Origin of the sequence: Agromyces bracchium, assembly GCF_009709675.1 — a bacterium.
GTDB classification, from domain to species: Bacteria; Actinomycetota; Actinomycetes; order Actinomycetales; family Microbacteriaceae; genus Agromyces; species Agromyces bracchium.
In genome coordinates, this window is sequence record NZ_WMLB01000034.1 from 37,571 (window position 1) to 64,565 (window position 26,995).

At 69.3% G+C, this 26,995-nt stretch carries 36 protein-coding genes; 34 read left to right on the forward strand and 2 right to left on the reverse strand.

Translation table 11 applies throughout. The annotated features are described in order from the left end of the window. Positions 1-50: 50 nt before the first annotated feature. From GJ743_RS15300 to GJ743_RS15330, 7 genes are all read left to right on the forward strand, one after another. Entirely contained in the window at positions 51-527 is a 477-nt protein-coding gene (locus tag GJ743_RS15300; RefSeq protein ID WP_155052786.1) for a hypothetical protein, read from the forward strand. A gap of 73 nt (positions 528-600) precedes the next feature. Beyond that, complete coding sequence (locus GJ743_RS15305) at positions 601-1,248, forward strand: spermidine/putrescine ABC transporter substrate-binding protein (RefSeq protein ID WP_328289249.1); 648 nt, start codon at positions 601-603, stop codon at positions 1,246-1,248. Between the two features lie 312 nt (positions 1,249-1,560). Further along, complete coding sequence (gene rpsL, locus GJ743_RS15310; RefSeq protein WP_056734914.1) at positions 1,561-1,935, forward strand: 30S ribosomal protein S12; 375 nt, start codon at positions 1,561-1,563, stop codon at positions 1,933-1,935. Next, a complete protein-coding gene (gene rpsG / locus GJ743_RS15315) occupies positions 1,935-2,405 on the forward strand; it encodes a 30S ribosomal protein S7 (protein WP_121477586.1) in 471 nt (156 codons plus the stop codon). Before rpsL ends, rpsG begins: the two co-directional genes overlap by 1 nt. 128 nt (positions 2,406-2,533) lie before the next feature. Beyond that, a complete protein-coding gene (fusA, locus tag GJ743_RS15320; protein WP_328289250.1) occupies positions 2,534-4,648 on the forward strand; it encodes an elongation factor G in 2,115 nt (704 codons plus the stop codon). A gap of 115 nt (positions 4,649-4,763) precedes the next feature. Continuing rightward, positions 4,764-5,954 (forward strand): elongation factor Tu, encoded by a 1,191-nt coding sequence (gene tuf / locus GJ743_RS15325; RefSeq protein ID WP_328289251.1) that lies wholly within the window; start codon positions 4,764-4,766, stop codon positions 5,952-5,954. A gap of 138 nt (positions 5,955-6,092) precedes the next feature. Further along, entirely contained in the window at positions 6,093-7,307 is a 1,215-nt protein-coding gene (locus GJ743_RS15330; protein ID WP_155052787.1) for an acyltransferase family protein, read from the forward strand. A 26-nt stretch (positions 7,308-7,333) separates the two neighbouring features. Here the strand turns inward: GJ743_RS15330 and GJ743_RS15335 are convergent, their stop codons facing one another. Then, a complete protein-coding gene (locus GJ743_RS15335; RefSeq protein ID WP_155052788.1) occupies positions 7,334-7,783 on the reverse strand; it encodes an OsmC family protein in 450 nt (149 codons plus the stop codon). Between the two features lie 517 nt (positions 7,784-8,300). Here GJ743_RS15335 and rpsJ point away from each other — a divergent pair. From rpsJ to map, 23 genes are all read left to right on the forward strand, one after another. Further along, positions 8,301-8,609, forward strand: a complete 309-nt coding sequence (gene rpsJ / locus GJ743_RS15340; protein WP_017201594.1) for a 30S ribosomal protein S10 — start codon at positions 8,301-8,303, stop codon at positions 8,607-8,609. Positions 8,610-8,617: 8 nt separating this feature from the next. After that, on the forward strand, positions 8,618-9,274 hold the full coding sequence (gene rplC, locus GJ743_RS15345; RefSeq protein ID WP_155052789.1) for a 50S ribosomal protein L3: 657 nt from the start codon (positions 8,618-8,620) through the stop codon (positions 9,272-9,274). 3 nt (positions 9,275-9,277) lie between these two features. Then, the gene (gene rplD / locus GJ743_RS15350; RefSeq protein ID WP_155052790.1) at positions 9,278-9,937 is read left to right on the forward strand and encodes a 50S ribosomal protein L4; all 660 of its coding nucleotides are present in this window, start codon (positions 9,278-9,280) and stop codon (positions 9,935-9,937) included. After that, on the forward strand, positions 9,934-10,236 hold the full coding sequence (gene rplW, locus GJ743_RS15355) for a 50S ribosomal protein L23 (protein WP_155052791.1): 303 nt from the start codon (positions 9,934-9,936) through the stop codon (positions 10,234-10,236). Before rplD ends, rplW begins: the two co-directional genes overlap by 4 nt. Before the next feature lie 19 nt (positions 10,237-10,255). Beyond that, positions 10,256-11,095 carry a 50S ribosomal protein L2 gene (gene rplB / locus GJ743_RS15360; RefSeq protein ID WP_155052792.1) on the forward strand — a complete coding sequence of 280 codons (840 nt, stop codon included), beginning with the start codon at positions 10,256-10,258 and terminating at the stop codon, positions 11,093-11,095. A gap of 12 nt (positions 11,096-11,107) precedes the next feature. Beyond that, positions 11,108-11,389: a 30S ribosomal protein S19 gene (gene rpsS, locus GJ743_RS15365; RefSeq protein ID WP_155052793.1), complete on the forward strand. Its 282-nt coding sequence runs from the start codon at positions 11,108-11,110 to the stop codon at positions 11,387-11,389. 25 nt (positions 11,390-11,414) lie between these two features. After that, positions 11,415-11,780 carry a 50S ribosomal protein L22 gene (gene rplV / locus GJ743_RS15370; RefSeq protein WP_154346541.1) on the forward strand — a complete coding sequence of 122 codons (366 nt, stop codon included), beginning with the start codon at positions 11,415-11,417 and terminating at the stop codon, positions 11,778-11,780. Next, positions 11,780-12,526 (forward strand): 30S ribosomal protein S3, encoded by a 747-nt coding sequence (gene rpsC / locus GJ743_RS15375; RefSeq protein WP_155052794.1) that lies wholly within the window; start codon positions 11,780-11,782, stop codon positions 12,524-12,526. Before rplV ends, rpsC begins: the two co-directional genes overlap by 1 nt. 2 nt (positions 12,527-12,528) lie before the next feature. Continuing rightward, positions 12,529-12,948: a 50S ribosomal protein L16 gene (gene rplP / locus GJ743_RS15380; protein ID WP_155052795.1), complete on the forward strand. Its 420-nt coding sequence runs from the start codon at positions 12,529-12,531 to the stop codon at positions 12,946-12,948. Then, the gene (rpmC, locus tag GJ743_RS15385) at positions 12,948-13,265 is read left to right on the forward strand and encodes a 50S ribosomal protein L29 (protein ID WP_155052796.1); all 318 of its coding nucleotides are present in this window, start codon (positions 12,948-12,950) and stop codon (positions 13,263-13,265) included. Before rplP ends, rpmC begins: the two co-directional genes overlap by 1 nt. Positions 13,266-13,267: 2 nt before the next feature. Next, positions 13,268-13,570, forward strand: coding sequence for a 30S ribosomal protein S17 (gene rpsQ, locus GJ743_RS15390; RefSeq protein WP_129233338.1), 303 nt, complete (start codon positions 13,268-13,270; stop codon positions 13,568-13,570). A gap of 33 nt (positions 13,571-13,603) precedes the next feature. Further along, positions 13,604-13,972 carry a 50S ribosomal protein L14 gene (rplN, locus tag GJ743_RS15395; RefSeq protein ID WP_129233339.1) on the forward strand — a complete coding sequence of 123 codons (369 nt, stop codon included), beginning with the start codon at positions 13,604-13,606 and terminating at the stop codon, positions 13,970-13,972. Positions 13,973-13,974: 2 nt separating this feature from the next. After that, a complete protein-coding gene (gene rplX / locus GJ743_RS15400; protein WP_155052797.1) occupies positions 13,975-14,334 on the forward strand; it encodes a 50S ribosomal protein L24 in 360 nt (119 codons plus the stop codon). After that, on the forward strand, positions 14,334-14,927 hold the full coding sequence (gene rplE, locus GJ743_RS15405; RefSeq protein WP_155052798.1) for a 50S ribosomal protein L5: 594 nt from the start codon (positions 14,334-14,336) through the stop codon (positions 14,925-14,927). Before rplX ends, rplE begins: the two co-directional genes overlap by 1 nt. A gap of 166 nt (positions 14,928-15,093) precedes the next feature. Beyond that, positions 15,094-15,492, forward strand: coding sequence for a 30S ribosomal protein S8 (gene rpsH, locus GJ743_RS15410; RefSeq protein ID WP_155052799.1), 399 nt, complete (start codon positions 15,094-15,096; stop codon positions 15,490-15,492). Positions 15,493-15,496: 4 nt separating this feature from the next. Beyond that, positions 15,497-16,033, forward strand: coding sequence for a 50S ribosomal protein L6 (gene rplF / locus GJ743_RS15415; protein WP_155052800.1), 537 nt, complete (start codon positions 15,497-15,499; stop codon positions 16,031-16,033). A gap of 2 nt (positions 16,034-16,035) precedes the next feature. Further along, on the forward strand, positions 16,036-16,395 hold the full coding sequence (gene rplR, locus GJ743_RS15420; RefSeq protein WP_155052801.1) for a 50S ribosomal protein L18: 360 nt from the start codon (positions 16,036-16,038) through the stop codon (positions 16,393-16,395). Further along, positions 16,392-17,087, forward strand: coding sequence for a 30S ribosomal protein S5 (rpsE, locus tag GJ743_RS15425; protein ID WP_328289252.1), 696 nt, complete (start codon positions 16,392-16,394; stop codon positions 17,085-17,087). Before rplR ends, rpsE begins: the two co-directional genes overlap by 4 nt. Next, the gene (gene rpmD / locus GJ743_RS15430) at positions 17,087-17,272 is read left to right on the forward strand and encodes a 50S ribosomal protein L30 (RefSeq protein WP_155052802.1); all 186 of its coding nucleotides are present in this window, start codon (positions 17,087-17,089) and stop codon (positions 17,270-17,272) included. Before rpsE ends, rpmD begins: the two co-directional genes overlap by 1 nt. After that, entirely contained in the window at positions 17,272-17,949 is a 678-nt protein-coding gene (gene rplO / locus GJ743_RS15435) for a 50S ribosomal protein L15 (RefSeq protein WP_155052803.1), read from the forward strand. The genes rpmD and rplO overlap by 1 nt, the downstream gene beginning before the upstream one ends. 117 nt (positions 17,950-18,066) lie before the next feature. Next, positions 18,067-19,389: a preprotein translocase subunit SecY gene (gene secY, locus GJ743_RS15440; RefSeq protein WP_166548731.1), complete on the forward strand. Its 1,323-nt coding sequence runs from the start codon at positions 18,067-18,069 to the stop codon at positions 19,387-19,389. Continuing rightward, complete coding sequence (locus tag GJ743_RS15445; RefSeq protein ID WP_155052805.1) at positions 19,386-20,021, forward strand: adenylate kinase; 636 nt, start codon at positions 19,386-19,388, stop codon at positions 20,019-20,021. Before secY ends, GJ743_RS15445 begins: the two co-directional genes overlap by 4 nt. A 12-nt stretch (positions 20,022-20,033) precedes the next feature. Further along, complete coding sequence (map, locus tag GJ743_RS15450; RefSeq protein WP_328289253.1) at positions 20,034-20,861, forward strand: type I methionyl aminopeptidase; 828 nt, start codon at positions 20,034-20,036, stop codon at positions 20,859-20,861. Between the two features lie 21 nt (positions 20,862-20,882). Here the strand turns inward: map and GJ743_RS15455 are convergent, their stop codons facing one another. Next, positions 20,883-22,793, reverse strand: coding sequence for a BglG family transcription antiterminator (locus tag GJ743_RS15455; protein WP_328289254.1), 1,911 nt, complete (start codon positions 22,791-22,793; stop codon positions 20,883-20,885). Positions 22,794-23,018: 225 nt separating this feature from the next. Between GJ743_RS15455 and GJ743_RS15460 the strand changes: the two genes are divergently transcribed. The 4 genes from GJ743_RS15460 (at position 23,019) to GJ743_RS15475 (ending at position 26,988) form a co-directional block, all read left to right on the forward strand. After that, the gene (locus GJ743_RS15460; protein ID WP_155052807.1) at positions 23,019-23,330 is read left to right on the forward strand and encodes a PTS sugar transporter subunit IIB; all 312 of its coding nucleotides are present in this window, start codon (positions 23,019-23,021) and stop codon (positions 23,328-23,330) included. 91 nt (positions 23,331-23,421) lie between these two features. Further along, entirely contained in the window at positions 23,422-23,688 is a 267-nt protein-coding gene (locus GJ743_RS15465; protein WP_155052808.1) for an HPr family phosphocarrier protein, read from the forward strand. 45 nt (positions 23,689-23,733) lie between these two features. Further along, on the forward strand, positions 23,734-25,416 hold the full coding sequence (gene ptsP / locus GJ743_RS15470) for a phosphoenolpyruvate--protein phosphotransferase (protein WP_155052809.1): 1,683 nt from the start codon (positions 23,734-23,736) through the stop codon (positions 25,414-25,416). 18 nt (positions 25,417-25,434) lie between these two features. After that, complete coding sequence (locus GJ743_RS15475) at positions 25,435-26,988, forward strand: PTS mannitol transporter subunit IICB (protein ID WP_155052810.1); 1,554 nt, start codon at positions 25,435-25,437, stop codon at positions 26,986-26,988. Positions 26,989-26,995 lie beyond the last annotated feature (7 nt).

Consider the following 26,995-nt stretch of genomic DNA (forward strand, 5'->3'; position numbering starts at 1 on the left):
GGCCCCCGGGGCGACGGCCCGCCGTCGCCGGTGCGGCGTAGGCTCGGAGGATGGCGTCGAACCCGACCTCCGCGTGGGCCGTCGCCGGCTTCGCGGCCGCACTCGACGTCGCGCTCATCGTCGCGACGTTCGGCTTCGTCAGCCTGCTCGCCGACCTCGAGCCCATCGCCGATCCCGCCGCGGGCCGGCTCGTCGGTCCGATCACGATCGGCGCGGCCGTCGGCGCCCTCCTCCTGCTGCTGGGCGCCGCGCTGACGCGCGGGATGCGGGCCTGGTCGCTCGCGGGCCTCGCGTTCATCGTGACCTGGGCGACCGGCGTCGTCGCCGCGACGATCGCGTACGCGGCATCCACCGGGACGATCCTGGCCGCATTCCTCTTCGCCCTGTCCTTCATGTCGGTCGGATTCGGGCTCATCGTGCCGCTCGCGAGCGCGCTCGTGGCGCTCCTCGCCGCCGTGACCGTGCGCGCGGAGGAGGGCGGGGTCGAACGGCCCAGGTGGCCGTGGGAGCGCGACGACGACGAGTGACGCGGCGCCAGCGGCCGGACATCCGTTCACCGCTTCGGCGGCGCCCGACGCCGTCGGCAGTAGGGTGAACCGCGTGGAGGGATCGGTCGAGGCCCGCGTGAGCCACGAGGTCGACCGCTGGCTGGCGTGGCTGCCGCGCTGGCGGCCGGGCACGCACCGCGGTCGCGTGCGCCTGTGCACGCGATGCTTCGGCTCGCCGATCCTCGCCGCGGCCGGGCTCGACGTCGACGTGCCGCACCCCGTGCAGCACGCCTTCTCGATGCGCATGAAGGGCATCATCGACGTCGCCGTCGACGACTACACCGCCCGCAACCTGCCGATGCTCCATCGCGAGATCCGCCTCGCGGAGGAGCGCAAGGCGCGACGGCCGTACCGCGCGGGGGAGGGGCTCGACCCGGAGTTCCTCGGGCTCGACCTCGACCCCGACCCGACGCCGGGCGAGCCGTTCCTCTTCACGCTGCAGGGGCTCGAGGCGGATGCCGCGGCCGAGGCCGCCGAGCCCGCGCCGCGCCCGTTCACCCCACAGGAGAAGGAGGCGCTGCGCGAGGAGGTGCGCCTGGCCGACGAGTTCGCCAAGCAGCTGGGCCGGCGCATCTGCGCCGAGCTCGCGAGGCACCGCCAGCGCATCGCGAACGCGGTCGAGCGGCTCGTCGAACCGCAGGTGGCCGAGCTCCTCGCCGACCTCGACCGCGAGCTCGACGCGCCGGGCTGGACCAACTGAGGCCGCGATCGAACCGCCGGTGGTCGAGTAGGACGCGAAGCGCCCGTATCGAGACCCATTTGACCCCATCGTGACGCCGCATTACCATTGATCGGGTGTGCGCGTTGCCGCGCGCTCGTGCTGTGCCCGGGATCCTGCGATCCACGGCGTCGGCGCGGGTGCTCACAGGGCGCACACCAGGGCGGCGGCCGAACGGCCGGAAGCCCCCACGGCATACCCACCACTGAAAAGGCAGCGCCGCTCGGCGGTGCCGGTGGGTCGTGATGTGAAATCCATCAACGCTGTCACCGTGCAGCACAACAAGGAGAAGCAGTGCCAACCATTCAGCAGTTGGTCCGCAAGGGTCGCACGCCCAAGGTCACCAAGACCAAGGCGCCCGCCCTGAAGGCCAACCCCCAGCAGCGCGGCGTGTGCACGCGTGTGTACACCACCACCCCGAAGAAGCCGAACTCGGCGCTCCGCAAGGTCGCCCGTGTGAAGCTCTCGAACGGCACCGAGGTCACCGCCTACATCCCCGGTGAGGGCCACAACCTGCAGGAGCACTCGATGGTGCTCGTGCGCGGCGGTCGTGTGAAGGACCTCCCGGGTGTCCGCTACAAGATCATCCGCGGCGCGCTCGACACGCAGGCCGTGAAGAACCGCAAGCAGGCTCGTAGCCGCTACGGCGCGAAGATGGAGAAGAAGTAATGCCTCGCAAGGGTCCCGCTCCGAAGCGCCCCGTCGTCGCCGACCCGGTCTACGGTTCGCCGGTCGTCAGCCAGCTCGTCAACAAGATCCTCATCGACGGCAAGAAGGACCTCGCGCAGCGCATCGTCTACGAGGCGCTCGAGAACGTCGCGAACAAGTCCGGCCAGGACGCCGTCGCGGTCCTGAAGAAGGCCCTCGACAACGTGCGCCCGACCCTCGAGGTCCGGTCGCGCCGCGTCGGCGGCTCGACCTACCAGGTCCCCGTCGAGGTCAAGCCGCACCGTGCGAACACCCTGGCGCTGCGCTGGCTCACCAGCTACGCCAAGGCCCGCCGCGAGAAGACCATGACCGAGCGTCTCACCAACGAGATCCTCGACGCCTCGAACGGCCTGGGTGCCGCGGTCAAGCGCCGCGAGGACACCCACAAGATGGCCGAGTCGAACCGCGCCTTCGCCCACTACCGCTGGTAGTCACTCCGGTGGTCGAGTAGCGGCGAAGCCGCGTATCGAGACCTCGCGAGGATCTCGATACGGCCGCGAAGCGGCCTACTCGATCACCGACACCCCAAGCCCCTTCCAACTTCATCCGGAGGAACCCCGTGGCACTTGACGTGCTCACCGACCTGAACAAGGTCCGCAACATCGGCATCATGGCGCACATCGATGCCGGCAAGACCACCACGACCGAGCGCATCCTGTTCTACACGGGCGTCAACCACAAGATCGGCGAGACGCACGACGGCGCGTCCACCACCGACTGGATGGAGCAGGAGAAGGAGCGCGGCATCACCATCACGTCCGCCGCGGTCACCTGTTTCTGGAACAAGAACCAGATCAACATCATCGACACGCCCGGCCACGTCGACTTCACCGTCGAGGTGGAGCGTTCGCTGCGCGTGCTCGACGGCGCCGTCGCGGTCTTCGACGGCAAGGAGGGCGTGGAGCCCCAGTCCGAGACCGTGTGGCGCCAGGCCGACAAGTACAACGTCCCCCGCATCTGCTTCGTCAACAAGATGGACAAGCTCGGCGCGGACTTCTACTTCACGGTCGACACCATCATCAAGCGCCTCGGCGCGAAGCCGCTCGTGCTCCAGCTCCCGATCGGCGCCGAGAACGACTTCGTCGGCGTCATCGACTTGGTCGAGATGCGCGCGCTGGTGTGGCCCGGCGACGCCAAGGGCGACGTGACCATGGGCGCCAAGTACGAGGTCCAGGAGATCCCGGCCGACCTGAAGGACAAGGCCGAGGAGTACCGCCAGCAGCTGCTCGAGACCGTCGCCGAGACCAGCGACGAGCTGCTCGAGAAGTTCTTCGGCGGCGAGGAGCTCACGGTCGCCGAGATCAAGGGCGCGATCCGCAAGCTCACCGTCAACTCCGAGATCTACCCCGTGCTGTGCGGCTCGGCGTTCAAGAACCGCGGCGTGCAGCCCATGCTCGACGCGGTCATCGACTACCTGCCGTCGCCGCTCGACGTGCCCGCCGTGCAGGGTCACGACGTGCGCGACGAGGAGAAGATCATCGAGCGCCACGCCGACGCGACCGAGCCCTTCTCGGCGCTCGCGTTCAAGGTCGCGGTGCACCCGTTCTTCGGTCGCCTCACCTACGTGCGCGTCTACTCGGGCCGTCTCGACTCCGGCGCCCAGGTCATCAACTCGACCAAGGGCAAGAAGGAGCGCATCGGGAAGATCTTCCAGATGCACGCCAACAAGGAGAACCCGGTCGACTCGGTCACCGCGGGCAACATCTACGCCGTCATCGGCCTGAAGGACACGACCACCGGCGACACGCTGTGCGACCCGGACAACCAGGTCGTCCTCGAGTCGATGACCTTCCCGGAGCCCGTCATCGAGGTCGCCATCGAGCCGAAGACCAAGGCCGACCAGGAGAAGCTCGGCATGGCGATCCAGAAGCTCGCCGAGGAGGACCCGACCTTCCGCACCGAGCTCAACCAGGAGACCGGCCAGACCGTCATCAAGGGCATGGGCGAGCTCCACCTCGACATCCTCGTGGACCGCATGAAGCGCGAGTTCAAGGTCGAGGCGAACGTCGGCAAGCCGCAGGTCGCGTACCGCGAGACCATCAAGCGCGCCGTCGACCGTCACGACTACACCCACAAGAAGCAGACGGGTGGCTCGGGCCAGTTCGCGAAGATCCAGTTCAAGCTCGAGCCGCTCGAGGTCGAGGGCGACAAGACCTACGAGTTCGAGAACGCCGTCACGGGTGGTCGCGTCCCGCGCGAGTACATCCCGTCGGTCGACGCGGGCTTCCAGGACGCGATGCAGGTCGGCATCCTCGCCGGCTACCCGATGGTGGGCGTCAAGGCGACCCTCGTCGACGGTGCCGCGCACGACGTCGACTCCTCGGAGATGGCGTTCAAGATCGCCGGTTCGATGGGCTTCAAGGAGGCCGCTCGGAAGGCGAACCCCGTCCTGCTCGAGCCGCTGATGGCCGTCGAGGTCCGTACTCCCGAGGAGTACATGGGCGACGTCATCGGCGACCTGAACTCGCGCCGCGGCCAGATCCAGTCCATGGAGGACGCCGCCGGCGTGAAGGTCGTGCGTGCGCACGTCCCGCTCTCGGAGATGTTCGGCTACATCGGCGACCTGCGGTCCAAGACCTCGGGCCGCGCGGTGTACTCGATGGAGTTCGAGAGCTACGCGGAGGTCCCGAAGGCCGTGGCCGAGGAGATCGTCCAGAAGAACAAGGGCGAGTAACGCGCCCGAACGCACGGACCGACAGGTTCGCGTAACATAACAACACAACCCCAGTAGCACACCGGTCGCAATCCGGCGCCCGGTGCTGCTACACGGATCCTGAGGAGGACCCACAGTGGCTAAGGCCAAGTTCGAGCGGACCAAGCCGCACGTCAACATCGGAACGATCGGTCACGTCGACCACGGCAAGACCACGCTCACCGCAGCGATCTCCAAGGTGCTCGCCGACAAGTACCCGTCGGCCACCAACGTGCAGCGCGACTTCGCGTCGATCGACTCCGCTCCCGAGGAGCGCCAGCGCGGCATCACGATCAACATCTCGCACGTCGAGTACGAGACGCCGAAGCGCCACTACGCGCACGTCGACGCCCCGGGTCACGCCGACTACATCAAGAACATGATCACCGGTGCCGCCCAGATGGACGGCGCGATCCTCGTGGTCGCGGCGACCGACGGCCCGATGGCCCAGACGCGCGAGCACGTGCTGCTCGCCAAGCAGGTCGGCGTCCCCTACCTGCTCGTCGCGCTGAACAAGGCCGACATGGTCGACGACGAGGAGATCCTGGAGCTCGTCGAGCTCGAGGTCTCGGAGCTGCTCGCCAGCCAGGGCTTCGCCGAGGATGCGCCGGTCGTGCGCGTCTCGGGCCTCAAGGCGCTCGAGGGCGACGAGAAGTGGGTCCAGTCGATCCTCGACCTCATGGAGGCCGTCGACAACAACATCCCCGACCCGGTGCGTGACAAGGACAAGCCGTTCCTCATGCCGATCGAGGACGTCTTCACCATCACCGGTCGTGGCACGGTCGTCACCGGCCGCGCCGAGCGCGGCACGCTGAAGATCAACTCCGAGGTCGAGATCGTCGGCATCCGCCCGACGCAGAAGACCACGGTCACGGGCATCGAGATGTTCCACAAGCAGCTCGACGAGGCCTGGGCCGGCGAGAACTGCGGTCTCCTGCTCCGCGGCACCAAGCGCGAGGACGTCGAGCGCGGCCAGGTCGTCGTGGCGCCGGGCTCGGTCACCCCGCACACGAACTTCGAGGGCACCGCGTACATCCTCTCGAAGGAGGAGGGCGGGCGTCACAACCCGTTCTACGCGAACTACCGTCCGCAGTTCTACTTCCGCACCACCGACGTCACCGGCGTCATCACGCTGCCCGAGGGCACCGAGATGGTCATGCCCGGCGACACCACCGACATGTCGGTCGAGCTCATCCAGCCGATCGCCATGGAGGAGGGCCTCGGCTTCGCCATCCGCGAGGGTGGCCGCACCGTCGGCGCCGGTACCGTCACGAAGATCATCAAGTAACCTTCGCGATCGCGACCTGCAAGGGGTCGGGCCTTCGGGCCCGGCCCCTTCGTCGTACCGGTACCACAACCGTGCACGGGCGTCCAGATCCGGGCAGGGCGTCCCTCGTCGAGGAGACCTCGGGTTAGCCTTGACCGGATGGTTCCCCCGTCGATCCGAACGCGTGCCGCCGTGCGGCCCGAGATCCAGGCGCTCCGCGCGATCGCGGTGTGCGCCGTCGTGCTGCACCACGGCTGGCCCGCGGTCGCACCCGCGGGCTACATGGGCGTCGACGTCTTCTTCGTCGTGTCGGGGTTCCTCATCACGGCGCTGCTGCTGCGCGAGCACGCCCGCACCGGGCGCATCTCGCTGAAGGACTTCTACCTGCGCCGCGCACGGCGGATCCTCCCGGCGGCCATGGCGGTGCTCGTCGCGGTCACGGTGCTGACGTACCTCGTCGTGCCCAGGATCGAATGGCGCTCCTACTTCCGCGAGGTCATCGCGAGCGCCCTCTACTTCGAGAACTGGCTGCTCGCGGCCGACTCGCAGGACCCGGCGCGCGACGACCTCGCGTCCACGCCCGTGCAGCACTTCTGGTCGCTCTCGGTCGAGGAGCAGTTCTACCTCGTGTGGCCGCTGCTGATCATCGCGGCCATCGCGATCGCCGTCCGCGCGTCGCGAGACCCTCGCCGCGCCCTGCTCGTCGTGCTCGGCCTCGCCACGGCCGCCTCGTTCGCCTGGAACGTGGTGCTCACCGCGCAGGACCACAACCTCGCCTACTTCTCGACGTTCACGCGCGTGTGGGAGTTCGGGGTCGGCGGAATCCTCGCCGTCGTCGTCCCCGAGGCGGCGTCGGGCCGGGAGCGCCTGCGCGCCGCCGTCGGATGGCTCGGGCTCGCGCTCATCGCCGTGCCGATCCTCGTCTTCCGAACGCCCGAGGTGTTCCCCGGGCTGGTCGTGCTCGTCCCGGTCGCCGGCGCGCTCGCGGTCATCTGGGCGGGGATGCCGGCCGCACGGTGGTCGCCCGCTCGGGCGACCGGCCTCGCCCCGGTGCAGTGGACCGGGGACATCTCGTACTCGCTCTACCTGTGGCACTGGCCGATCTTCATGTTCGTGCCGTTCATCACGGGCGTGCCGAGTCCGCCGTGGCTCATGGGGCTGCTCGTGGTCGCGTCGTTCGCCGTCGCCGCCGCGTCGAAGCGATGGATCGAGGACCCCGCACGGTTCGGCCTCGCCGGGGCGAGGCGGCCCCGGTCCGCCCTGCTGCTCGGCTCGTTCGTCACGCTCGCCGCACTGGTCGTCGCGGCGGGGATCGTCGGCCCGAACGCCGCCGGCGCCGAGGCGTGCGAGCGCCCCGCACAGACGGGGGAGTGATCCGACCCGAGGCGACCGGAGTCGCGTCAGATCTCGATGCCGTCGACCGTCGTCCGGAGGTCGATCGCGCCCTCGACGCTCCGCGCGACCGTGCACGCCTTCGCGATCGCGCGGGCCATGATCCCCGCGAGCTTCTCGCGCTCCTCGGGCTCGAGGGCGGAGAGGTCGACGATGATCTCCTCGTCGATCTCCCGGTACCGGTTGCCGTCCTTCGAGGTGCCGTGGGCCCACACCGTGATCGCGACGTCGTCGCCGAGCCGGCGCGCGGCGACCGAGTCGGCGCTCATGCCCGCGCAGCCGGCCAGCGCGAGCTTGAGGAGCTCGCCCGGGGTGAAGTGCCCCGGCGCCTCGACGGGCCCGATGAGCACGGTCGACCCGCGCTCGTTGAGGCCCTCGTAGGTCCGCGGGCCGGTCCGCGTCACCGAGACGCTCCCCGGTCCGATCCGCTCGCCGACCGCGTGCGCGTGCTCCGTCATCGAGTTCCTCCTCCACCGTGTCGTGCACCGATTCCACCACGGCGACGGATGCCGCGGCATCCGCTTGGCTGGGAGGATGCGGTGAGCCTCGTCGCCGCGACACGCCCGGGTTGCACGGATGCGCCCCCATATGGCAAACTCGTTGAGTTCAACATTTCGAACGGCGCGCCTTGCTGCGCTCCGATCGGATCACTGCCAGGCAGTGCATAGCCACCGGAAGCTCCACGGAGCCCCACGGGTCAGGCTAGGCCGCGGGCAGCAGGACACACAACCGACCACCACCCTTCGAGCATGGGCGATGCCCCATGCCCGTTTTCGCGAGTGCGACACGCCCGAGCGCGGGGGCCGGTTGGGGCTCGAAGGTCGAGCGTGTCGAGACCACCGCGATGCGGGGTGGTTTCGACAGGCTCGATCACCGGCCTTTGACAGAAGAACAGTGGTGCTTCACACGAAGTGGCTACGCGGCGTCCGATGCCCTCGGAAGGGGTAAGACGCCTTGACAGAGAGAGAGTCAGCAATGGCGGGACAGAAGATCCGCATTCGACTGAAGTCGTACGACCACGAGGTCATCGACACCTCGGCGCGCAAGATCGTCGACACGGTGACCCGCGCGGGCGCCACGGTCGTCGGCCCCGTGCCGCTTCCGACCGAGAAGAACGTGGTGTGCGTCATCCGTTCGCCCCACAAGTACAAGGACAGCCGCGAGCACTTCGAGATGCGCACCCACAAGCGCCTGATCGACATCGTGGACCCGACGCCCAAGGCCGTCGACTCGCTCATGCGTCTCGACCTTCCGGCCGACGTCAACATCGAGATCAAGCTCTGAGGTACGACATGTCCACCACTGCAAAGAACGTGAAGGGTCTGCTCGGCACCAAGCTCGGCATGACCCAGGTGTGGGACGAGAACAACAAGCTCATCCCGGTCACCGTCATCGAGATCGCCCCCAACGTGGTCACCCAGCTCCGCACCCCGGAGCGCGACGGCTACGCGGCCGTCCAGATCGCCGCGGGCGCCATCGACCCCCGCAAGGTCACCAAGCCCCTCACCGGTCACTTCGAGGCCGCCGGCGTCACGCCGCGCCGCCACGTGACCGAGGTGCGCACCGCCGACGCCGCGGACTACGCGCTCGGCCAGGAGCTCACCGTCGACGGCACCTTCGAGGCCGGCCAGCTGGTCGACGTCGTCGGCACGTCGAAGGGCAAGGGCTTCGCCGGTGTCATGAAGCGCCACAACTTCGCGGGCGTCTCCGCGTCGCACGGTGCCCACCGCAACCACCGCAAGCCCGGTTCGATCGGCGCCTCGTCGACCCCGAGCCGTGTCTTCAAGGGCATGCGCATGGCCGGCCGCATGGGTGGCGAGCGCGTCACCGTCCTGAACCTCCGCGTGCACGCCGTCGACGCCGAGAAGGGCCTGCTGCTCGTCAAGGGCGCGGTTCCCGGTGCTCGCGGTCGTCTCGTGTTCGTCCGCAACGCTGTGAAGGGGGCGTAGTCCATGGCTACCGCCAACACCATCGACGTCCTCGACGTCACCGGCAAGAAGTCCGGCTCGATCGAGCTGCCCGCCGAGCTCTTCGACGTGCAGACCAACGTGCCGCTGATCCACCAGGTCGTCGTCGCCCAGCTCGCCGCCGCGCGCCAGGGCACGCACAAGACCAAGACCCGCGGCGAGGTCTCCGGTGCCGGCCGCAAGCCCTTCAAGCAGAAGGGCACGGGCCGCGCCCGCCAGGGCTCGATCCGCGCGCCGCACATGACCGGCGGTGGCGTCGTCCACGGCCCGCAGCCGCGCGACTACTCGCAGCGCACCCCCAAGAAGATGATCGCCGCGGCCCTGCTCGGCGCGCTCTCCGACCGCGCTCGCGGCGGCCGCATCCACGCGGTCGAGTCGCTCGCCAACGGTGAGACCCCGAAGACGAAGGACGCCGTCGCGCTCCTCGCCTCGGTCGCCCCGTCGCGGCACCAGCTCGTCGTGCTCACCCGCGACGAGGAGCTCTCGGAGCGTGCGGTCCGCAACATCCCGACCGTGCACGTCCTGCCGGTCGACCAGCTGAACGCCTACGACGTGCTCGTCTCCGACGACATCGTCTTCAGCAAGGCCGCGCTCGAGGCGTTCGTCGCCGCGAAGCAGGCGAAGAAGGAAGAGGTCTCCGCATGAGCGCCGCGCACAACAAGGACCCCCGCGACATCATCATCGCGCCGGTGGTCTCGGAGAAGAGCTACAACCTGATCGACGAGGGCAAGTACACGTTCATCGTGGACCCCCGCTCGAACAAGACCGAGATCAAGCTCGCCATCGAGAAGATCTTCAACGTCCAGGTCGCTTCGATCAACACCCTCAACCGTCAGGGCAAGACGCGTCGCACCCGCTTCGGCATGGGCAAGCGCAAGGACACCAAGCGCGCGATCGTCACCCTCAAGTCCGGCTCGATCGACATCTTCACGAACGTCGGCTAAGGAGCAGAGGAACCTCACTATGGCTATTCGCAAGTACAAGCCCACGACCCCGGGTCGTCGCGGTTCGTCGGTCGCCGACTTCGCCGAGATCACGCGCTCGACGCCCGAGAAGTCGCTGCTCAAGCCGCTCTCGAAGACCGGTGGTCGCAACAACCAGGGCCGCATCACGACCCGTCACATCGGTGGTGGCCACAAGCGCCAGTACCGTGTGATCGACTTCCGTCGCAACGACAAGGACGGCGTGCCCGCCAAGGTCGCGCACATCGAGTACGACCCCAACCGCACCGCGCGCATCGCGCTGCTCCACTTCGCGGACGGCACCAAGCGCTACATCCTGGCCCCGGCCAAGCTGTCGCAGGGTGACCTCGTGGAGTCGGGCCCGGCCGCCGACATCAAGCCCGGCAACAACCTGCCGCTGCGCAACATCCCGACCGGTACGGTCATCCACGCCATCGAGCTCCGCCCCGGCGGCGGCGCGAAGATGGCGCGTTCGGCCGGCGCCTCGGTGCGCCTGGTCGCGAAGGACGGCCCCTACGCGCAGCTCCGCCTGCCGTCGGGCGAGATCCGCAACGTCGACGCGCGCTGCCGCGCGACCGTCGGCGAGGTCGGCAACGCCGAGCAGTCGAACATCAACTGGGGCAAGGCCGGCCGCAAGCGCTGGAAGGGCGTGCGCCCGACCGTCCGCGGCGTCGCGATGAACCCGATCGACCACCCGCACGGTGGTGGTGAGGGCAAGACCTCCGGTGGTCGTCACCCGGTCAGCCCGTGGGGTCAGCCCGAGGGACGCACCCGTCGCCCCAACAAGGAGAGCGACAAGCTCATCGTCCGTCGTCGCACCGTCGGCAAGAAGCGCAAGTAGGAGTAAGAGAAGATGCCTCGCAGCCTCAAGAAGGGCCCCTTCGTCGACGAGCACCTGCTTCGCAAGGTCGCCTCGCAGAACGAAGCGGGTTCCAAGAACGTCATCAAGACGTGGTCGCGTCGCTCGATGATCGTCCCGGCCATGCTCGGCCACACGATCGCCGTGCACGACGGCCGCAAGCACATCCCGGTGTTCGTCACCGAGACCATGGTGGGCCACAAGCTCGGCGAGTTCGCGCCCACCCGCACCTTCCGTGGACACGTGAAGGACGACAAGAAGGGCCGCCGCCGCTGACGCGGTGGCGTGAAGGAGGAGAGAAATGGTGGAGTCGATCGCCCGCGTGCGTCACATCCGCGTGACCCCCATGAAGGCCCGCCGCGTCGTCAACCTGATCCGCGGCAAGCAGGCACAGGAGGCCCTGGCCATCCTGAAGTTCGCCCCGCAGGGTGCGAGCGAGCCGGTCTACAAGCTCGTCGCCTCGGCCATCGCGAACGCTCGCGTCAAGGCCGATGCCACGAACACCTACCTGGACGAGCAGGACCTCTACGTGAAGACGGCATACGTCGACGAGGGCACCACCCTCAAGCGTTTCCAGCCGCGCGCGCAGGGTCGTGCCTTCCGCATCAACAAGCGCACGAGCCACATCACCATCGTGCTCGGCACGCCCGAGGAGGGTACGAAGTAATGGGTCAGAAGGTCAACCCGTACGGCTTCCGTCTCGGCATCACCACCGACCACGTGTCGCGGTGGTTCTCCGACTCGACGAAGCCCGGACAGCGCTACGCCGACTACCTCGCCGAGGACGTCAAGATCCGTCGCCTGCTCCAGACGTCGCTCGACCGTGCGGGCGTCTCCCGCATCGAGATCGAGCGCACCCGCGACCGCGTCCGCGTGGACATCCACACGGCTCGCCCGGGTATCGTGATCGGCCGCCGCGGCGCCGAGGCCGAGCGCATCCGCGCCGACCTCGAGAAGCTCACCGGCAAGCAGATCCAGCTCAACATCCTCGAGGTCAAGAACCCCGAGGCCGACGCCCAGCTCGTCGCGCAGGGCATCGCCGAGCAGCTCTCCGCCCGCGTGGCCTTCCGCCGCGCGATGCGCAAGGGCCTGCAGGGCGCGCAGCGCGCCGGCGCCAAGGGCGTCCGCATCCAGGTCTCGGGTCGCCTCGGCGGCGCCGAGATGAGCCGCTCGGAGTTCTACCGCGAGGGTCGGGTGCCGCTGCACACGCTCCGCGCGAACATCGACTACGGCTTCTACGAGGCCAAGACCACGTTCGGCCGCATCGGCGTGAAGGTCTGGATCTACAAGGGCGACATCACCAACAAGGAGCTCGCCCGCGAGCAGGCCGCCCAGAAGCCGTCGCGTGACCGTAACGACCGTCGCCGTGCGCCCCGCGCGCAGGAGGCGGCCGCAGCAGGAGTTGAGGCATAACCATGTTGATTCCCCGTCGAGTCAAGTACCGCAAGCAGCACCACCCCGGCCGTTCGGGCCAGGCCACCGGCGGCACGAAGGTCTCCTTCGGCGAGTACGGCATCCAGGCCCTGAGCCCCGCGTACGTGACCAACCGTCAGATCGAGTCCGCTCGTATCGCCATGACGCGTCACATCAAGCGCGGCGGCAAGGTGTGGATCAACATCTACCCCGACCGTCCGCTCACGAAGAAGCCCGCCGAGACCCGCATGGGTTCCGGTAAGGGTTCGCCCGAGTGGTGGGTCGCCAACGTCAAGCCGGGCCGGGTCCTCTTCGAGGTCTCGGGCGTCTCCGAGCAGCTCGCTCGCGAGGCCATGACCCGTGCAATCCACAAGCTGCCCCTCAAGGCACGCATCATCAAGCGCGAGGAGGGCGACGCATAATGGCCGTCGGTTCCAAGGAGCTCGCTGTGACCGAGCTCGACACCTTCGAGGACGAGCGTCTCGTCGACGAGCTGAAGAAGGCCAAGGAGGAGCTGTTCAACCTGCGCTTCCAGTCGGCCACCGGTCAGCTCGAGAGCCACGGCCGCCTGAAGGCCGTCAAGCGCGACATCGCCCGCATCTACACGGTCATCCGTGAGCGCGAGCTCGGCATCCGTGCCACGCCCGCCCCGGTCGAGGCTCCGGCCAAGGCCGAGAAGAAGACGAAGAAGGCCAAGGCCGCCCCCGAGGCGGCCGAGGCCGAGACGAAGGAGGCCTGATCATGGCTGAGACCAAGAAGGCTGCGGCCGAGGTCGCCGAGACGGCCGAGCTCGTCCGCGGGTACCGCAAGGTCCGTCGCGGCTACGTCGTCAGCGACAAGATGGACAAGACCATCGTCGTCGAGGTCGAGGACCGCGTGAAGCACCCGCTGTACGGCAAGGTCATGCGCCGTACGTCGAAGGTCAAGGCGCACGACGAGCAGAACACCGCCGGCATCGGCGACCTCGTCGTGATCTCCGAGACCCGCCCGCTCAGCGCCACCAAGCGCTGGCGCCTGGTCGAGATCGTCGAGAAGGCCAAGTAAGCCCCCGGGCTTGCTTCCCAGAAGGAGTACGAAGTGATTCAGCAGGAATCCCGGCTCAAGGTCGCCGACAACACGGGCGCCAAGGAGCTGCTCACCATCCGCGTGCTCGGCGGTTCCAGCCGCCGCTACGCGGGCCTCGGCGACGTCATCGTCGCCACCGTCAAGGACGCGATCCCGGGCGGCAACGTGAAGAAGGGCGATGTGGTCAAGGCCGTCATCGTCCGCACCGTGAAGGAGACCCGTCGTCCCGACGGCTCCTACATCAAGTTCGACGAGAACGCCGCGGTGATCCTCAAGAACGACGGTGACCCCCGTGGCACCCGCATCTTCGGGCCGGTCGGCCGGGAGCTTCGCGACAAGAAGTTCATGAAGATCATCTCGCTGGCGCCGGAGGTGCTGTAACCATGGCCAAGATCAAGAAGGGCGACCTCGTCGAGGTCATCTCGGGCCGCAGCCAGGCTCGCGGCGGCGACCGCGGCAAGCAGGGTCGCGTCATCGAGGTCCTGGTCGACCAGAACCGCGTCGTGGTGGAGGGCGTCAACTACGTCACCAAGCACGTGCGCGTCGGCCAGACCCAGCGCGGCACCAAGACCGGCGGCATCGAGACCCACGAGGCCCCGATCCACGTGTCGAACGTCGCGATCGTCGACCCCGAGACGAAGAAGCCGACCCGCGTCGGCTTCCGCACCGAGACGGTCACCAAGGACGGCGTCGAGAAGACGGTCCGCGTCCGCTACGCCAAGAAGTCAGGTAAGGACCTGTAATGACTGACACCGCGACTGCCGCGCCGGCTGGCAAGATCCAGCCGCGCCTCAAGCAGAAGTACAAGGCCGACATCACCGCGGCCCTGACCGAGGCGAACGGGTACACCAACCCGCACCAGGTCCCGGGCCTCGTGAAGATCGTCGTCAACATGGGTGTCGGCGAGGCCGCGCGCGATGGCAAGGTCATCGACGGCGCCATCGCCGACCTCACGAAGATCACCGGCCAGAAGCCGCAGGTCACCAAGGCCCGCAAGTCCATCGCGCAGTTCAAGCTGCGCGAGGGCCAGCCGATCGGCGCGCACGTCACGCTGCGCGGCGACCGGATGTGGGAGTTCCTCGACCGCCTGCTCTCGCTGGCGCTGCCCCGTATCCGCGACTTCCGCGGCCTCTCGGACCAGCAGTTCGACGGCACCGGCAACTACACGTTCGGTCTCACGGAGCAGTCCGTGTTCCACGAGATCGACCAGGACAAGATCGACCGGGTCCGCGGCATGGACATCACCGTGGTGACCACCGCCAAGACCGACGACGAGGGCCGCGCGCTGCTCAAGGCGCTCGGCTTCCCGTTCAAGTCGAACGAGTCCGCCCAGTAGTTCGTAGTAGACTCTACGAGTTTGTGCCAGCGCCGGCGGGTCTCGGAGCCATCCGAGGCCCCGCCGGCACCGGCATGCGGCGGTTCGCAACCGCGTACCGCCACCACCACAGGTCAGTCCCCGTGTAACGGGTCCTGAAACCTGGTGAACGTAAGGAACCATTGTCATGACGATGACCGACCCGGTCGCTGACATGCTGACGCGCCTGCGCAACGCCAACTCCGCGCACCACGACACCGTGTCGATGCCGCACTCCAAGCTCAAGGGGCACATCGCCGAAATCCTCAAGTCCGAGGGCTACATCGCGGGCTTCGAGGTCGCCGACGCGCGCGTGGGCAAGACGCTCACGCTGCAGCTCAAGTTCGGCCCCAACCGCGAGCGTTCGATCGCGGGCATCAAGCGGGTGTCCAAGCCCGGCCTTCGCGTGTACGCGAAGTCGACCGAGATCCCCAAGGTGCTCGGCGGCCTCGGCGTCGCGATCCTGTCCACTTCCAGCGGTCTGCTCACCGACCGCCAGGCCGAGAAGAAGGGCGTGGGTGGGGAAGTCCTCGCCTACGTGTGGTAGTTCCATGTCACGAATCGGACGACTTCCCATCGACATCCCCGCCGGTGTCGACGTCAAGGTCGACGGCCGCGCCGTCACCGTGAAGGGCCCGAAGGGCGAGCTCGCACTCACCGTGGCGCAGCCCATCGAGGTCAAGGTCGAGGACAACCAGGTCCTCGTCACCCGCCCCGACGACGAGCGCGAGTCGCGCTCGCTGCACGGCCTCACCCGTACCCTCATCGCCAACGACATCCTGGGCGTCACCCAGGGCTACTCGAAGGGCCTCGAGATCGTCGGCACCGGGTACCGCGTCGCGCAGAAGGGCAGCGCCGTCGAGTTCGCGCTCGGCTTCTCGCACCCGGTCACCGTCGAGCCGCCCGCCGGCATCACGCTGACGGTCGAGGGCAACAACAAGATCACCGTCTCGGGCATCTCGAAGCAGGCCGTCGGTGAGACCGCCGCCAACATCCGCAAGATCAAGAAGCCCGAGCCCTACAAGGGCAAGGGCATCCGCTACGCCGGCGAGGTCGTGCGTCGCAAGGCCGGAAAGGCTGGTAAGTAATCATGGCCGTCAAGAGCAAGTCGGCTGCGCGTTCGCGCCGCCACACCCGGCTTCGCAAGAAGATCGTCGGCACCGAGCTGCGTCCCCGTCTCGTGGTGACGCGTTCGGCCCGCCACGTCTTCGTGCAGGTCGTCGACGACAGCAAGGGCCACACCGTGGCATCCGCCTCGACCATGGAGGCCGACCTCCGCGCGTTCGAGGGTGACAAGACCGCCAAGGCGAAGAAGGTCGGCGAGCTCGTCGCCGAGCGTGCGAAGCAGGCCGGCATCGACTCGGTCGTGTTCGACCGCGGCGGCAACAAGTACGCCGGTCGCGTCGCCGCGATCGCCGACGGAGCGCGAGAGGCAGGGCTGAGCCTGTGAGCGAGAACACTGTGAAGGAGACCGAGGTGGCCGCAGAGGCACCCGTCGAGACGGCAGCTTCCTCGGAGCCGCCGCGCAACGAGCGCGAAGGCCGCCGTGGCGGCCGCGACCGCGGCCAGGGCCGCGACCGTCGCGAGCGCGACGCCGAGAAGAGCCAGTTCCTCGAGCGCGTCGTCACGATCAACCGCGTGTCCAAGGTCGTCAAGGGCGGCCGTCGCTTCAGCTTCACGGCGCTCGTCGTCGTGGGTGACGGCAACGGTCTCGTCGGCGTCGGCTACGGCAAGGCGCGCGAGGTCCCGACCGCGATCTCGAAGGGCGTCGAGGAGGCGAAGAAGAACTTCTTCCGCGTCCCGCGCGTCGGTTCGTCGATCCCGCACCCCGTGCAGGGCGAGGCGGCCGCCGGTGTCGTGCTCCTGCGTCCGGCCGGCCCCGGTACCGGTGTCATCGCCGGTGGTCCGGTCCGCGCCGTGCTCGAGTGCGCGGGCATCCACGACGTCCTGAGCAAGTCGCTCGGTTCGTCGAACACCATCAACATCGTGCACGCCACGGTCGAGGCGCTGAAGCAGCTCGAGGAGCCGCGCGCCGTCGCTGCCCGTCGTGGTCTCGACTACGACGAGGTCGTGCCGGCCCGTCTGCTGCGTGCCGAGGCCCAGGCGGCCGAGGCCGCCGCAGCAGCGAAGGCAGGTGCCTGATGGCCAAGCAGCTCAAGGTGACCCAGGTCAAGTCCAAGGTGAGCGAGAAGCAGAACCAGCGCGACACGCTGCGCAGCCTCGGTCTGAAGAAGATCGGCCAGAGCGTCGTTCGCGAGGACACCCCCCAGGTGCGCGGCTACGTGAAGACGGTCGCCCACCTCGTGACGGTTGAGGAGATCGACTAATGGCTGACGAGACGAAGGACGTCGCCGCCGAGGAGACCCCGAAGAAGGCTCCCGCGAAGAAGGCCGCCGCGAAGCCGGCCGCCGAGAAGAAGGCCGCCGCGAAGCCGGCCGCCGAGAAGAAGGCTCCGGCCAAGGCCGCCGCCGCCAAGACCGACGACGCGAAGGCCGAGAAGGCCCCCGCCAAGAAGGCTCCGGCGAAGAAGGCCCCGGCCAAGAAGGAGTCCGAGGACGTCGTGCGCGAGCCGGTCCTCAAGGTGCACCACCTGCGCCCGGCCCCCGGTGCCAAGAAGGACAAGACCCGCGTCGGACGCGGTGAGGGTTCGAAGGGCAAGACCGCCGGTCGCGGCACCAAGGGTTCGAAGGCCCGCAACAACATCCGCCCCGGCTTCGAGGGTGGCCAGCTTCCGTACCACATGCGTGCGCCGAAGCTCCGCGGCTTCAAGAACCCGTTCCGCGTCGAGTACCAGGTGGTCAACCTGGACAAGCTCGCCGAGCTCTACCCGAAGGGCGGCGACGTCACCGTCGCCGACCTGGTGGCCAAGGGTGCCGTCCGCAAGAACGAGCGCGTCAAGGTGCTCGGCAACGGCGACATCCAGGTGAAGCTCAACGTCGAGGTCGACAAGGTCTCCGGCTCCGCCGAGCAGAAGATCGTCGCCGCCGGCGGTTCGGTCAAGTAAGGCCGCTGCACCACACACGGAATTCGAGCCTGTCGGGACCTCGCGTATGATTCACGGGGGTCTCGACAGGCTCGAGCCGCATTCATGCTGACTGCGGCGTCAGTAACAGGAGGACGAGTGTTCAACGCCATCGGGCGGATCTTCCGCACCCCCGATCTTCGCCGGAAGATCGGTTTCACGCTGGGCATCATCGCCCTGTTCCGCCTCGGCTCGTTCATCCCGGCGCCGTTCGTGGACTTCGGCAACGTCCAGCAGTGTCTTGCGGCGAACCAGGGCGCTTCGGGCCTCTACGAGCTCGTCAACCTGTTCTCGGGCGGCGCGCTCCTCCAGCTGTCGATCTTCGCGCTGGGCATCATGCCGTACATCACGGCGTCGATCATCGTGCAGCTGCTGCGCGTGGTCATCCCCCACTTCGAGACCCTCTACAAGGAGGGCCAGGCCGGCCAGGCCCGCCTCACGCAGTACACGCGCTACCTCACGATCGCGCTCGGCGTCCTCCAGTCGACCACGCTCATCACGGTCGCCCGCTCGGGCGCGCTCTTCCCGGCGAACTCCGACCCGGCGTGCTCGCAGCTCATCACGAACGACGCCTGGTACGCGATCCTGCTCATGGTCGTCACGATGACCGCCGGCACCGGCCTCATCATGTGGATGGGCGAGCTCGTGACCGAGCGCGGCGTCGGCAACGGCATGTCGCTGCTCATCTTCACCTCGATCGCCGCGACCTTCCCGACCTCGCTCTGGGCGATCGGCGTCGCGCGCGGCTGGGACGTCTTCGCGCTCGTGCTCGGCATCGGCCTGCTGGTCGTCGTGGCCGTCGTGTTCGTCGAGCAGTCGCAGCGCCGCGTGCCGGTGCAGTACGCCAAGCGGATGGTCGGGCGCCGCACCTACGGCGGCAACAACACGTACATCCCGATCAAGGTCAACATGGCCGGCGTCGTGCCCGTCATCTTCGCCTCGTCGCTGCTGTACCTGCCGGCGCTCATCGCGCAGTTCAACCAGCCCGCCGCCGGCGAGGAGCCGCAGGCCTGGGTCGTCTGGATCACGAACTACCTGACGCAGGGCGACCACCCGCTCTACATGCTCCTGTACTTCCTGCTCATCGTCGGGTTCACGTACTTCTACGTGGCGATCACGTTCAACCCCGACGAGGTCGCGGAGAACATGAAGAAGTACGGCGGCTTCATCCCCGGCATCCGCGCGGGTCGCCCGACCGCCGAGTACCTCGACTACGTGCTCACGCGCATCACGCTCCCGGGATCGATCTACCTGGGCCTCATCGCCCTGCTGCCGCTTGTCGCGTTCTCGTGGTTCGGCGCGAACCAGAACTTCCCGTTCGGCGGCGCGTCGATCCTGATCATCGTGGGCGTCGGCCTCGAGACCGTGAAGCAGATCGACGCCCAGCTCCAGCAGCGCCACTACGAAGGACTCCTCCGATGACGCACACCGCCTCCGCCCGCTTCCTGATCGTCGGCCCGCAGGGCTCCGGCAAGGGCACGCAGGGCGTGCTCGTCGCCGAGGCGTTCGGAGTCCCGCAGGTCGCGACCGGCGACATCTTCCGGGAGAACGTCAAGGGCGGCACCGAGCTCGGCAAGCGCGTCCAGGCCATCATCGAGGCCGGCGACCTCGTCCCCGACGAGCTGACCAGCGAGCTGGTCCGCGATCGCCTCGCGCAGGCCGATGCCTCCGCCGGCTTCCTCCTCGACGGGTACCCGCGCAACCGCGGCCAGGTCGACGACCTCGAGGCGTTCCTGTCGGGTCGTGGCGAGGCGCTCGACGCGGTCATCGAACTGGTGGTCCCGCGCGACGAGTCGATCACGCGCCTCCGCCAGCGGGCGATCGACCAGGGCCGGACGGATGACACGGAGGAGATCATCGCGAACCGCCTCGCGATCTACGAGCGCGAGACGGCGCCGATCCTCGACGTGTACCGCGAGCACGAGCTCGTCGTCCGGATCGACGGCGTGGGCACCCTCGACGAGGTCACGGAGCGCATCTTCGCGGCGCTCGCCGAGCGCGGCCTGGAGCCGAACGGCAGCGAGGCCGGCGACCGCAGCGCCGGCGCCGCGTAACCGGCGCGACGGGTGTTCGGCCGACTGAAGCTCAAGACGCCGGCCGAACTGCGCGCCATGGTCCCCGCAGGCGAGGCGACCGCGGCCCTGCTCGCGGCGGCCCGTGAGCGGCTCGTCGTCGGGGCGACCCCGCTCGACCTCGATGCCGCCGCCGACGAGGTCATCCTCGCGCACGGCGGCCGCTCGAACTTCCGCCTCGTCCCCGGCTATCGGCACGCGCTCTGCGTGTCGGTCGACGACGACGTGGTGCACGGGATCCCGGGCGACCGGCCGTTCCGCCCCGGCGACATCGTGTCGGTCGACGGCGGGGCCGAGATCGACGGATGGAACGGGGACGCCGCGTTCACTGTGGTCCTTCCCGACCCCGAACGGCCCGACGTGGTGCTCGCGCGCGAGCAGCTCGCCGCCGCGGCCGAACGGTCGCTGTGGGCGGGCATCGCCGCGCTCGCGTCGGCGCGGCACCTGAACGAGGTCGGCGAGGCGATCGAGGCCTCGGTCGAGGCGTCGGGCGCCTACGGCATCCTCGAGGGGTACGGCGGCCACGGCATCGGGCGATCGATGCACGAGGACCCGTCGGTCTACAACCACGCGGTGCGCGGGCGCGGCCCGCGCATCAGGCCCGGCCTGGTGGTCGCGATCGAGCCCATGATCACCGCCGGCGATCCGGCCACGTTCGTGCGCGACGACGGCTGGACCGTGGCGACGGCCGACGGCGGCGACGGCGCGCACGTCGAGCACAGCGTGGCCGTGCACGCCGACGGGATCTGGGTGCTCACCGCGCCCGACGGCGGTGCGGAGGGACTCGCACCCCTCGGCGTGCGGCCGGTGCCGATCGCGTGATCGGCCGCGGCGCGGCATCCGTCACGTCGACATGAGGCCGGACAGCTCGGCGAGGAGCCCGGGGTAGTCCGTGGCGCCGCGGACGAGGCGCCGCACGTTCTCGGGTTCGGAGAAGGCCTCCACGAACTGGTCGAAGACCGACTGGAACTCCGCCCGGCCGTCCTCGGCGAACGCGATGAGCGCGACGACGTGCACGTTCGCATCGCCCCACTCGATCGCCCGTTCGTCGATCGCGATCGCGATGGCGCTCCGCGTGGCGGTCATCGTCATGGCGTGCGGCACGGCGAGGAGGTCGGTGAACGCGGTGGAGGACATGCGCTCGCGTTCGAGGGCGCCCTCGACGTACGCGTCGTCGATGACGCCGGCGTCGATGAGCCGGTCGCCGAGCAGCCGGATCACGGCTTCACGGTCGCGCCCGCCGACGCCGCGCACGAACAGGTCGGGGCCGATCGAGTGCGACAGCGTCGAGGCGAGCCGGGCGCGACGGCGGCCGCGGCGAAGCCGGGCGACCTCCGCGCGGACCCGATCGACGTCGTCGGAGGTCGGGAACGGCGCGACGATCACCACCGCAGGCAGCGGCGAGTCGGGCGGGAGCACCGCGACGACGAGATCCGCCTCGTCGAGGTCGCCGTCGACGAGCTCGGCCTCGTCGCCGAGGGCACCCCGCAGCCGCTCGACGAGCAGGCTGCGGGCGTCGTGGTACTCGGGGACGTCGACGGCGACGCGAACGACGTCGCCCCGCGACCGCGTGCGCTCGAGCTGCGCGCCGAGGTGCATCGCGAGGTAGGCGATCTCGTCGTCGTTGACCGTGATGCCCTCGATCCGGGCGAGCTCGCTCGCGAGGTACACGGCCAGGTCGTAGATCAGCGGATACGCCGACTTGATGGACGCGGTGAGCGGATTGCGCGAGTAGCTCTGCTCGGCTGCACGTGCGGCGAGGTTCTCGACGTGCAGCGCGAGGCGCTCGATGAAGCGCTCGTCGCCGAGTTCGACGAGCCATTCCTGCGAGATGCGCGCGACGATCTCGCGGACCACGGCCTCGCGGGCCGGGCCCTGCTGGAGCGTCGCCACGCGCGAGCCGATGAGTCGCGCGAGGTGGTCGAGCTCCGCGGGCGGGAGCCGCACGTCGAACTCGTCGCGGATGAGGCGGTCGAGCAGCGCGGACAGGGCGTCGAGCGCCGAGCCGGGCGCGTCCGGCCGATCGTGCGGCTCCACTCCGCGCGATTCCGGCGGCGCAGGGATCGTGGCGGGGGTCGCCGGGTCGTCCGAGCCGGCGAGCACGCGATCGCGACCGACCCGGTCGAGCGCGATCGCGACGTGGAGCAGCACGTCGTCGAGCGCGTACTCGTTCGGCGCGTACCCCGCGTCGCGGATGCCCGCGACCAGTGCGGTGCGGAAGCGTTCCATCGACGGGAAGCCGGCGCGCAGCGACGAGAGGTCGCGGATGCCGCGGCGCCCCTCCTCGCGCACGAGCGAGCCGAGGAGGCGGCGCATCGCCGTCTCGGGGCCCACGAGCCGCACCCGGCTCCCCTCGCGGTCGAGGCTCAGGCCGGTGCCCTGCAGCCGAGCGCGGACGCGCCCGAGATCGGCCTCGACCGTGGACTCGCTCACGTGCGCCGCCGCCGCCACCTCGTGCAGGTCGAGTCCGTCGCGCGCGTCGACGAGGTCGCGGATCAAGCGGGCCCGCCGGCCGTCGGGCGTGGCGTCCGCGGCCACCGAGCGGGCGTGCAGGACCCGCGCCCATGCCGACCGGTCGAGTCGGTACCCGTCGGGACCGGACTCCACCACGACCTCGCCCGTGCGGTTCGCCTGGGCGGCGTACGAGCGGATGGTCCGGTCGGACACCCCGAGGCGGTCGGCGAGCCGGGCGGCCGTCACGGCGACGTCGTCGTCGGCGAGTGCCTCGACGAGGCGCTCCCAGTTCTCCGACACCTGGCCCGCTCCGATCCTCGCCGCCTCGGCGCGCACGCTCGTCGGACGGGTGCAGCCCAGTCAACCACCTGCCGGGGCGCCGGGGGAGCGGATGCGACGCATCTTCCGGGGGTGCGGAAGCGGTTCTGTTGGCGGCGGCGGCGCGGATGGGAGCAGACTCGGGCTGTTCGCGGCATCCGCCGTGACCGATCGAAGAGGACCGGGCCAGGCTCGGCGAGGAGGCCGATGATGCGGATCGTCGTGGTGTGCGGAGCCGGTGCGTCGAGCACCTTCGCCGCCCTGCGCATCCGCCGTGCCGCCGAGTCGCGCGGCATGGCGGTCGACGTCCGCGCTGCGGGCGAGCAGACGCTCGCCGAGGCGCTCGAGGGCGCCGACGCGCTGCTCGTCGGCGTGCACCTCGTGCCGCGACTCGGGTCGCTCGAGCAGCTCGCGATCGCGGCATCCGTGCCCGTCGCCGTGCTGCCCGACGAGACCCGCACGCTCGACGGCGATGCCGCCCTCGACCTCGCGATCGCGATCATCGGAGCCCGAGCATGAACACGCCCACGCCGCGCAACCCCGTTCCCTGCGCAGAGCCACGGGTCTATGGTGAACACGGGAACGGACACCAGCGACGGAGGCCGGAGACATGGTGGAGCGCACTGTTCGAGTCGGATCGAGCCACGGACTGCACGCCAGGCCGGCCAAGCTCTTCACGCAGGCCGCCGCGGGGTCGGGATCGAGTGTCACCATCGCGAAAGCGGGCGGCGCTCCGGTCAACGCGGCGAGCATCCTCGCGGTCATCGCGCAGGGCATCGACCACGGCGACGAGGTCACCGTGGTGGTCGACGGGGGCGACGAGCAGCGCGTGCTCGACGAGCTCGTCGAGCTGCTCAGCACCGACCACGACGAATAGCCCGGGGCGTCCGTCGCCCATCGAACCGAACGGGGAGGGCGAGTGATGGAGTTCAGAGGCACCGGCATCGGCCAGGGCGTGGCCGTCGGACCGGTCGTACGGATGGCCGAGCGTCTGCCGGAACCGGTGGACCGACCGAGCCACCTCGATCCGGCCCGTGAGGAGGAGCGCGCCCGCGCGTCGGTCTCGGTCGTCGCCGACGACCTGCAGCGCAAGGGTGCGCAGGCGGGCGGCGCGGCACAGGACGTGCTCGAGGCGCAGGCCATGATGGCCGAGGACCCGACGCTCATGGACGACGTCGTGAAGCGGCTCGCCGACGGCAAGACCGCCGAGCGCGCCGTGTACGAGGCGTTCGCCGCGTTCCGCGACCTCCTGTCGTCGATGGGCGGGTACATGGGCGAACGCGCCGCCGACCTCGACGACGTGTCGCAGCGCGTGGTCGCGCACCTGCTGAAGGTGCCCGCGCCGGGCGTGCCGAACCCGGGCCATCCATTCGTGCTCGTGGCCCGCGACCTCGCGCCCGCCGACACCGCGCTCCTCGATCTCACGCAGGTGCTCGGCCTCGTCACGATCGACGGCGGACCGACCTCGCACACCGCGATCCTGGCCCGCGAGAAGTCCATCGTCGCGATCGTCGGGGCGGCGGATGCCTCGGCCCTCGCCGACGGCGACACCGTGATCGTCGACGCCGAGAACGACCTCGTCGTGCAGTCGCCCGACGCCGACGCCGTGGCAGCGGCGAAGGAGCGGATCGCCGAGCGGGCCGCGCGGGCGGCCGCGCCGATCACGCCCGGCGCGCTCGCCGACGGCACCGCGGTGCCGCTGCTCGCGAACCTCGGCTCGGCCGACGGGGCGGCGGGAGCGGTCGAGCTCGGCGCCGAGGGCGTGGGGCTCTTCCGCACCGAGTTCCTCTTCCTGGACGCCGATCGCGCGCCGAGCGTGAGCGAGCAGCAGGAGCAGTACACGCGCCTGCTCAGCGCGTTCCCGGGGCGGAAGGTCGTCGTGCGCGTGCTCGACGCCGGCGCCGACAAGCCGCTGGCCTTCCTCAACGACGCGGAGGAGGAGAACCCGGCGCTCGGGCTCCGCGGCATCCGGGCCCTGCGCCATGCCGAGGTGATTCTCAGGGAGCAGCTGACCGCGCTCGCCACGGCCGACGCCGCGACCGACGCCGACCTGTGGGTCATGGCGCCGATGATCGCGACCGTCGACGAGACGCGCTACTTCACCGACCTCTGCCGCGAGCTCGGCCTGAAGACGGCCGGCGTCATGGTCGAGACGCCCTCGGCGGCGCTCATCGCCGATCGCGTGCTCGGGGTCGCCGACTTCGCATCGATCGGCACCAACGACCTCACGCAGTACACGATGGCCGCCGATCGGCTCCTCGGCACGGTCGCGAACCTGCAGGACCCGTGGGCGCCGGCCGTGCTGCGGCTGGTCGCCGAGGTCGGCGCCGCCGGCGGCCGCCTCGGCAAGCCCGTCGGCATCTGCGGCGAGGCCGCCGCCGATCCGCTCCTCGCCGTGGTGCTCGTCGGCCTCGGCGCCAGCACCCTGTCGATGTCCCCGTCGGCACTCGCAGACGTCCGCGCCTCCCTCGCGCGGTACACCCGGGAGGATGCCGAGCGCATCGCCCGGGCAGCCCTGGCCGCAGAGGGAGCGGCCGAGGCGAAGCAGGCGGCGAAGCAGGCCGCCGAATCCGCACCCACCCCCACCGGCACGACCGTGCCGTGACCCAGCACTGGAGGCATCATGACGACGACGTCAGCTGAGGCGAAGCGACCCGGGGGTTCCCGCGTCCACGTCCAGCGCTTCGGAACCTTCCTCAGCGGCATGATCATGCCGAACATCCCCGCGCTCATCGCGTGGGGCATCTTCACCGCCTTCTTCATCGGAGTGGGGTGGACGCCGAACGCGGACCTCGCGACCATCGTGGGCCCGTTCATCCATTACCTGCTGCCCATCCTGATCGGCTACACGGGCGGCTCGATGGTCTACGGCATCCGAGGCGGCGTGGTCGGCAGCATCGCGACCTTCGGCGCGATCGCCGGATCCGACCTGCTGATCGCCCAGGTGAACGCCACCCTGCCCGAGGACAACCAGCTCGGCCAGATCCACATGTTCATCGGTGCGATGATCCTCGGACCGCTCGCGGCCTGGACGATGAAGTGGCTCGACTCCCTGTGGGAGGGCAAGGTCAAGGCGGGCTTCGAGATGCTCGTCAACATGTTCTCCGCCGGCATCTGGGGCTTCGTCATGGCCGTCGTCGGGTTCTACCCGGTCGCCTGGCTCGTGAACGGCATCATGAACGCCCTCTCGAGTGCGGTGAGCTGGCTCGTCGAGACGAACCTGCTGCCGCTGACCAGCATCATCATCGAGCCGGCCAAGGTGCTGTTCCTGAACAACGCGATCAACCACGGCGTGCTCACGCCGCTCGGGCTCTCCGAGGCGGCAGAGGACGGCTCGTCGATCCTGTTCCTCCTGGAGGCGAACCCCGGCCCCGGCGTCGGCCTGCTGCTCGCGTTCACGTTCTTCGGCATCGGCGCGGCGAGGGCGTCGGCACCCGGTGCGGCCGTGATCCAGTTCTTCGGCGGCATCCACGAGGTGTACTTCCCGTTCGCGCTGATGAAGCCGATCCTGATCCTGGCGCTCATCGCGGGCGGCATGACCGGGGTTACGACGAACATGCTGCTGGGCGGTGCCCTGCGTGCTCCAGCCGCTCCCGGCAGCATCATCGCGGTACTCCTGCAGACCGCGCCAGGCGCGTACTTCGCGGTCATACTCTCGGTGCTCCTGTCGGCAGCCGTGACGTTCACCATCGCAGCGGTCATCCTGCGGGCGTCGCGCAAGCGGGACCTCGAGGCGATGGCCGTCTCGGATGACGCGTTCGGCGCCGCGATCACGCAGACCGAGGCGGCGAAGGGCAAGAGCTCCGACGCCCTCGCGAACCTGCGCGGCGGTGCGGCGACGCAGGCGGGCGGCAGCGGCGGTCCGGCGACCGGCACGATGCGCGAGATCAAGAACGTCGTGTTCGCGTGCGACGCCGGCATGGGTTCGTCCGCGATGGGCGCGAGCGTCCTGCGCAACAAGATCAAGAAGGCGGGCATCGAGGATGTCACAGTCGTCAACAAGGCGATCGCGGCCCTCGACTCGTCGGCTGATCTCGTCATCACGCAGGGCCAGCTGACGGACCGGGCACGTCACCAGACCCCGGACGCCGTCCACGTCTCCGTCGACAACTTCATGAACTCGCCGAGGTACGACGAGGTCGTCGACCTGATCAAGGCGCAGCACGAGGACCGGTGACGACCAC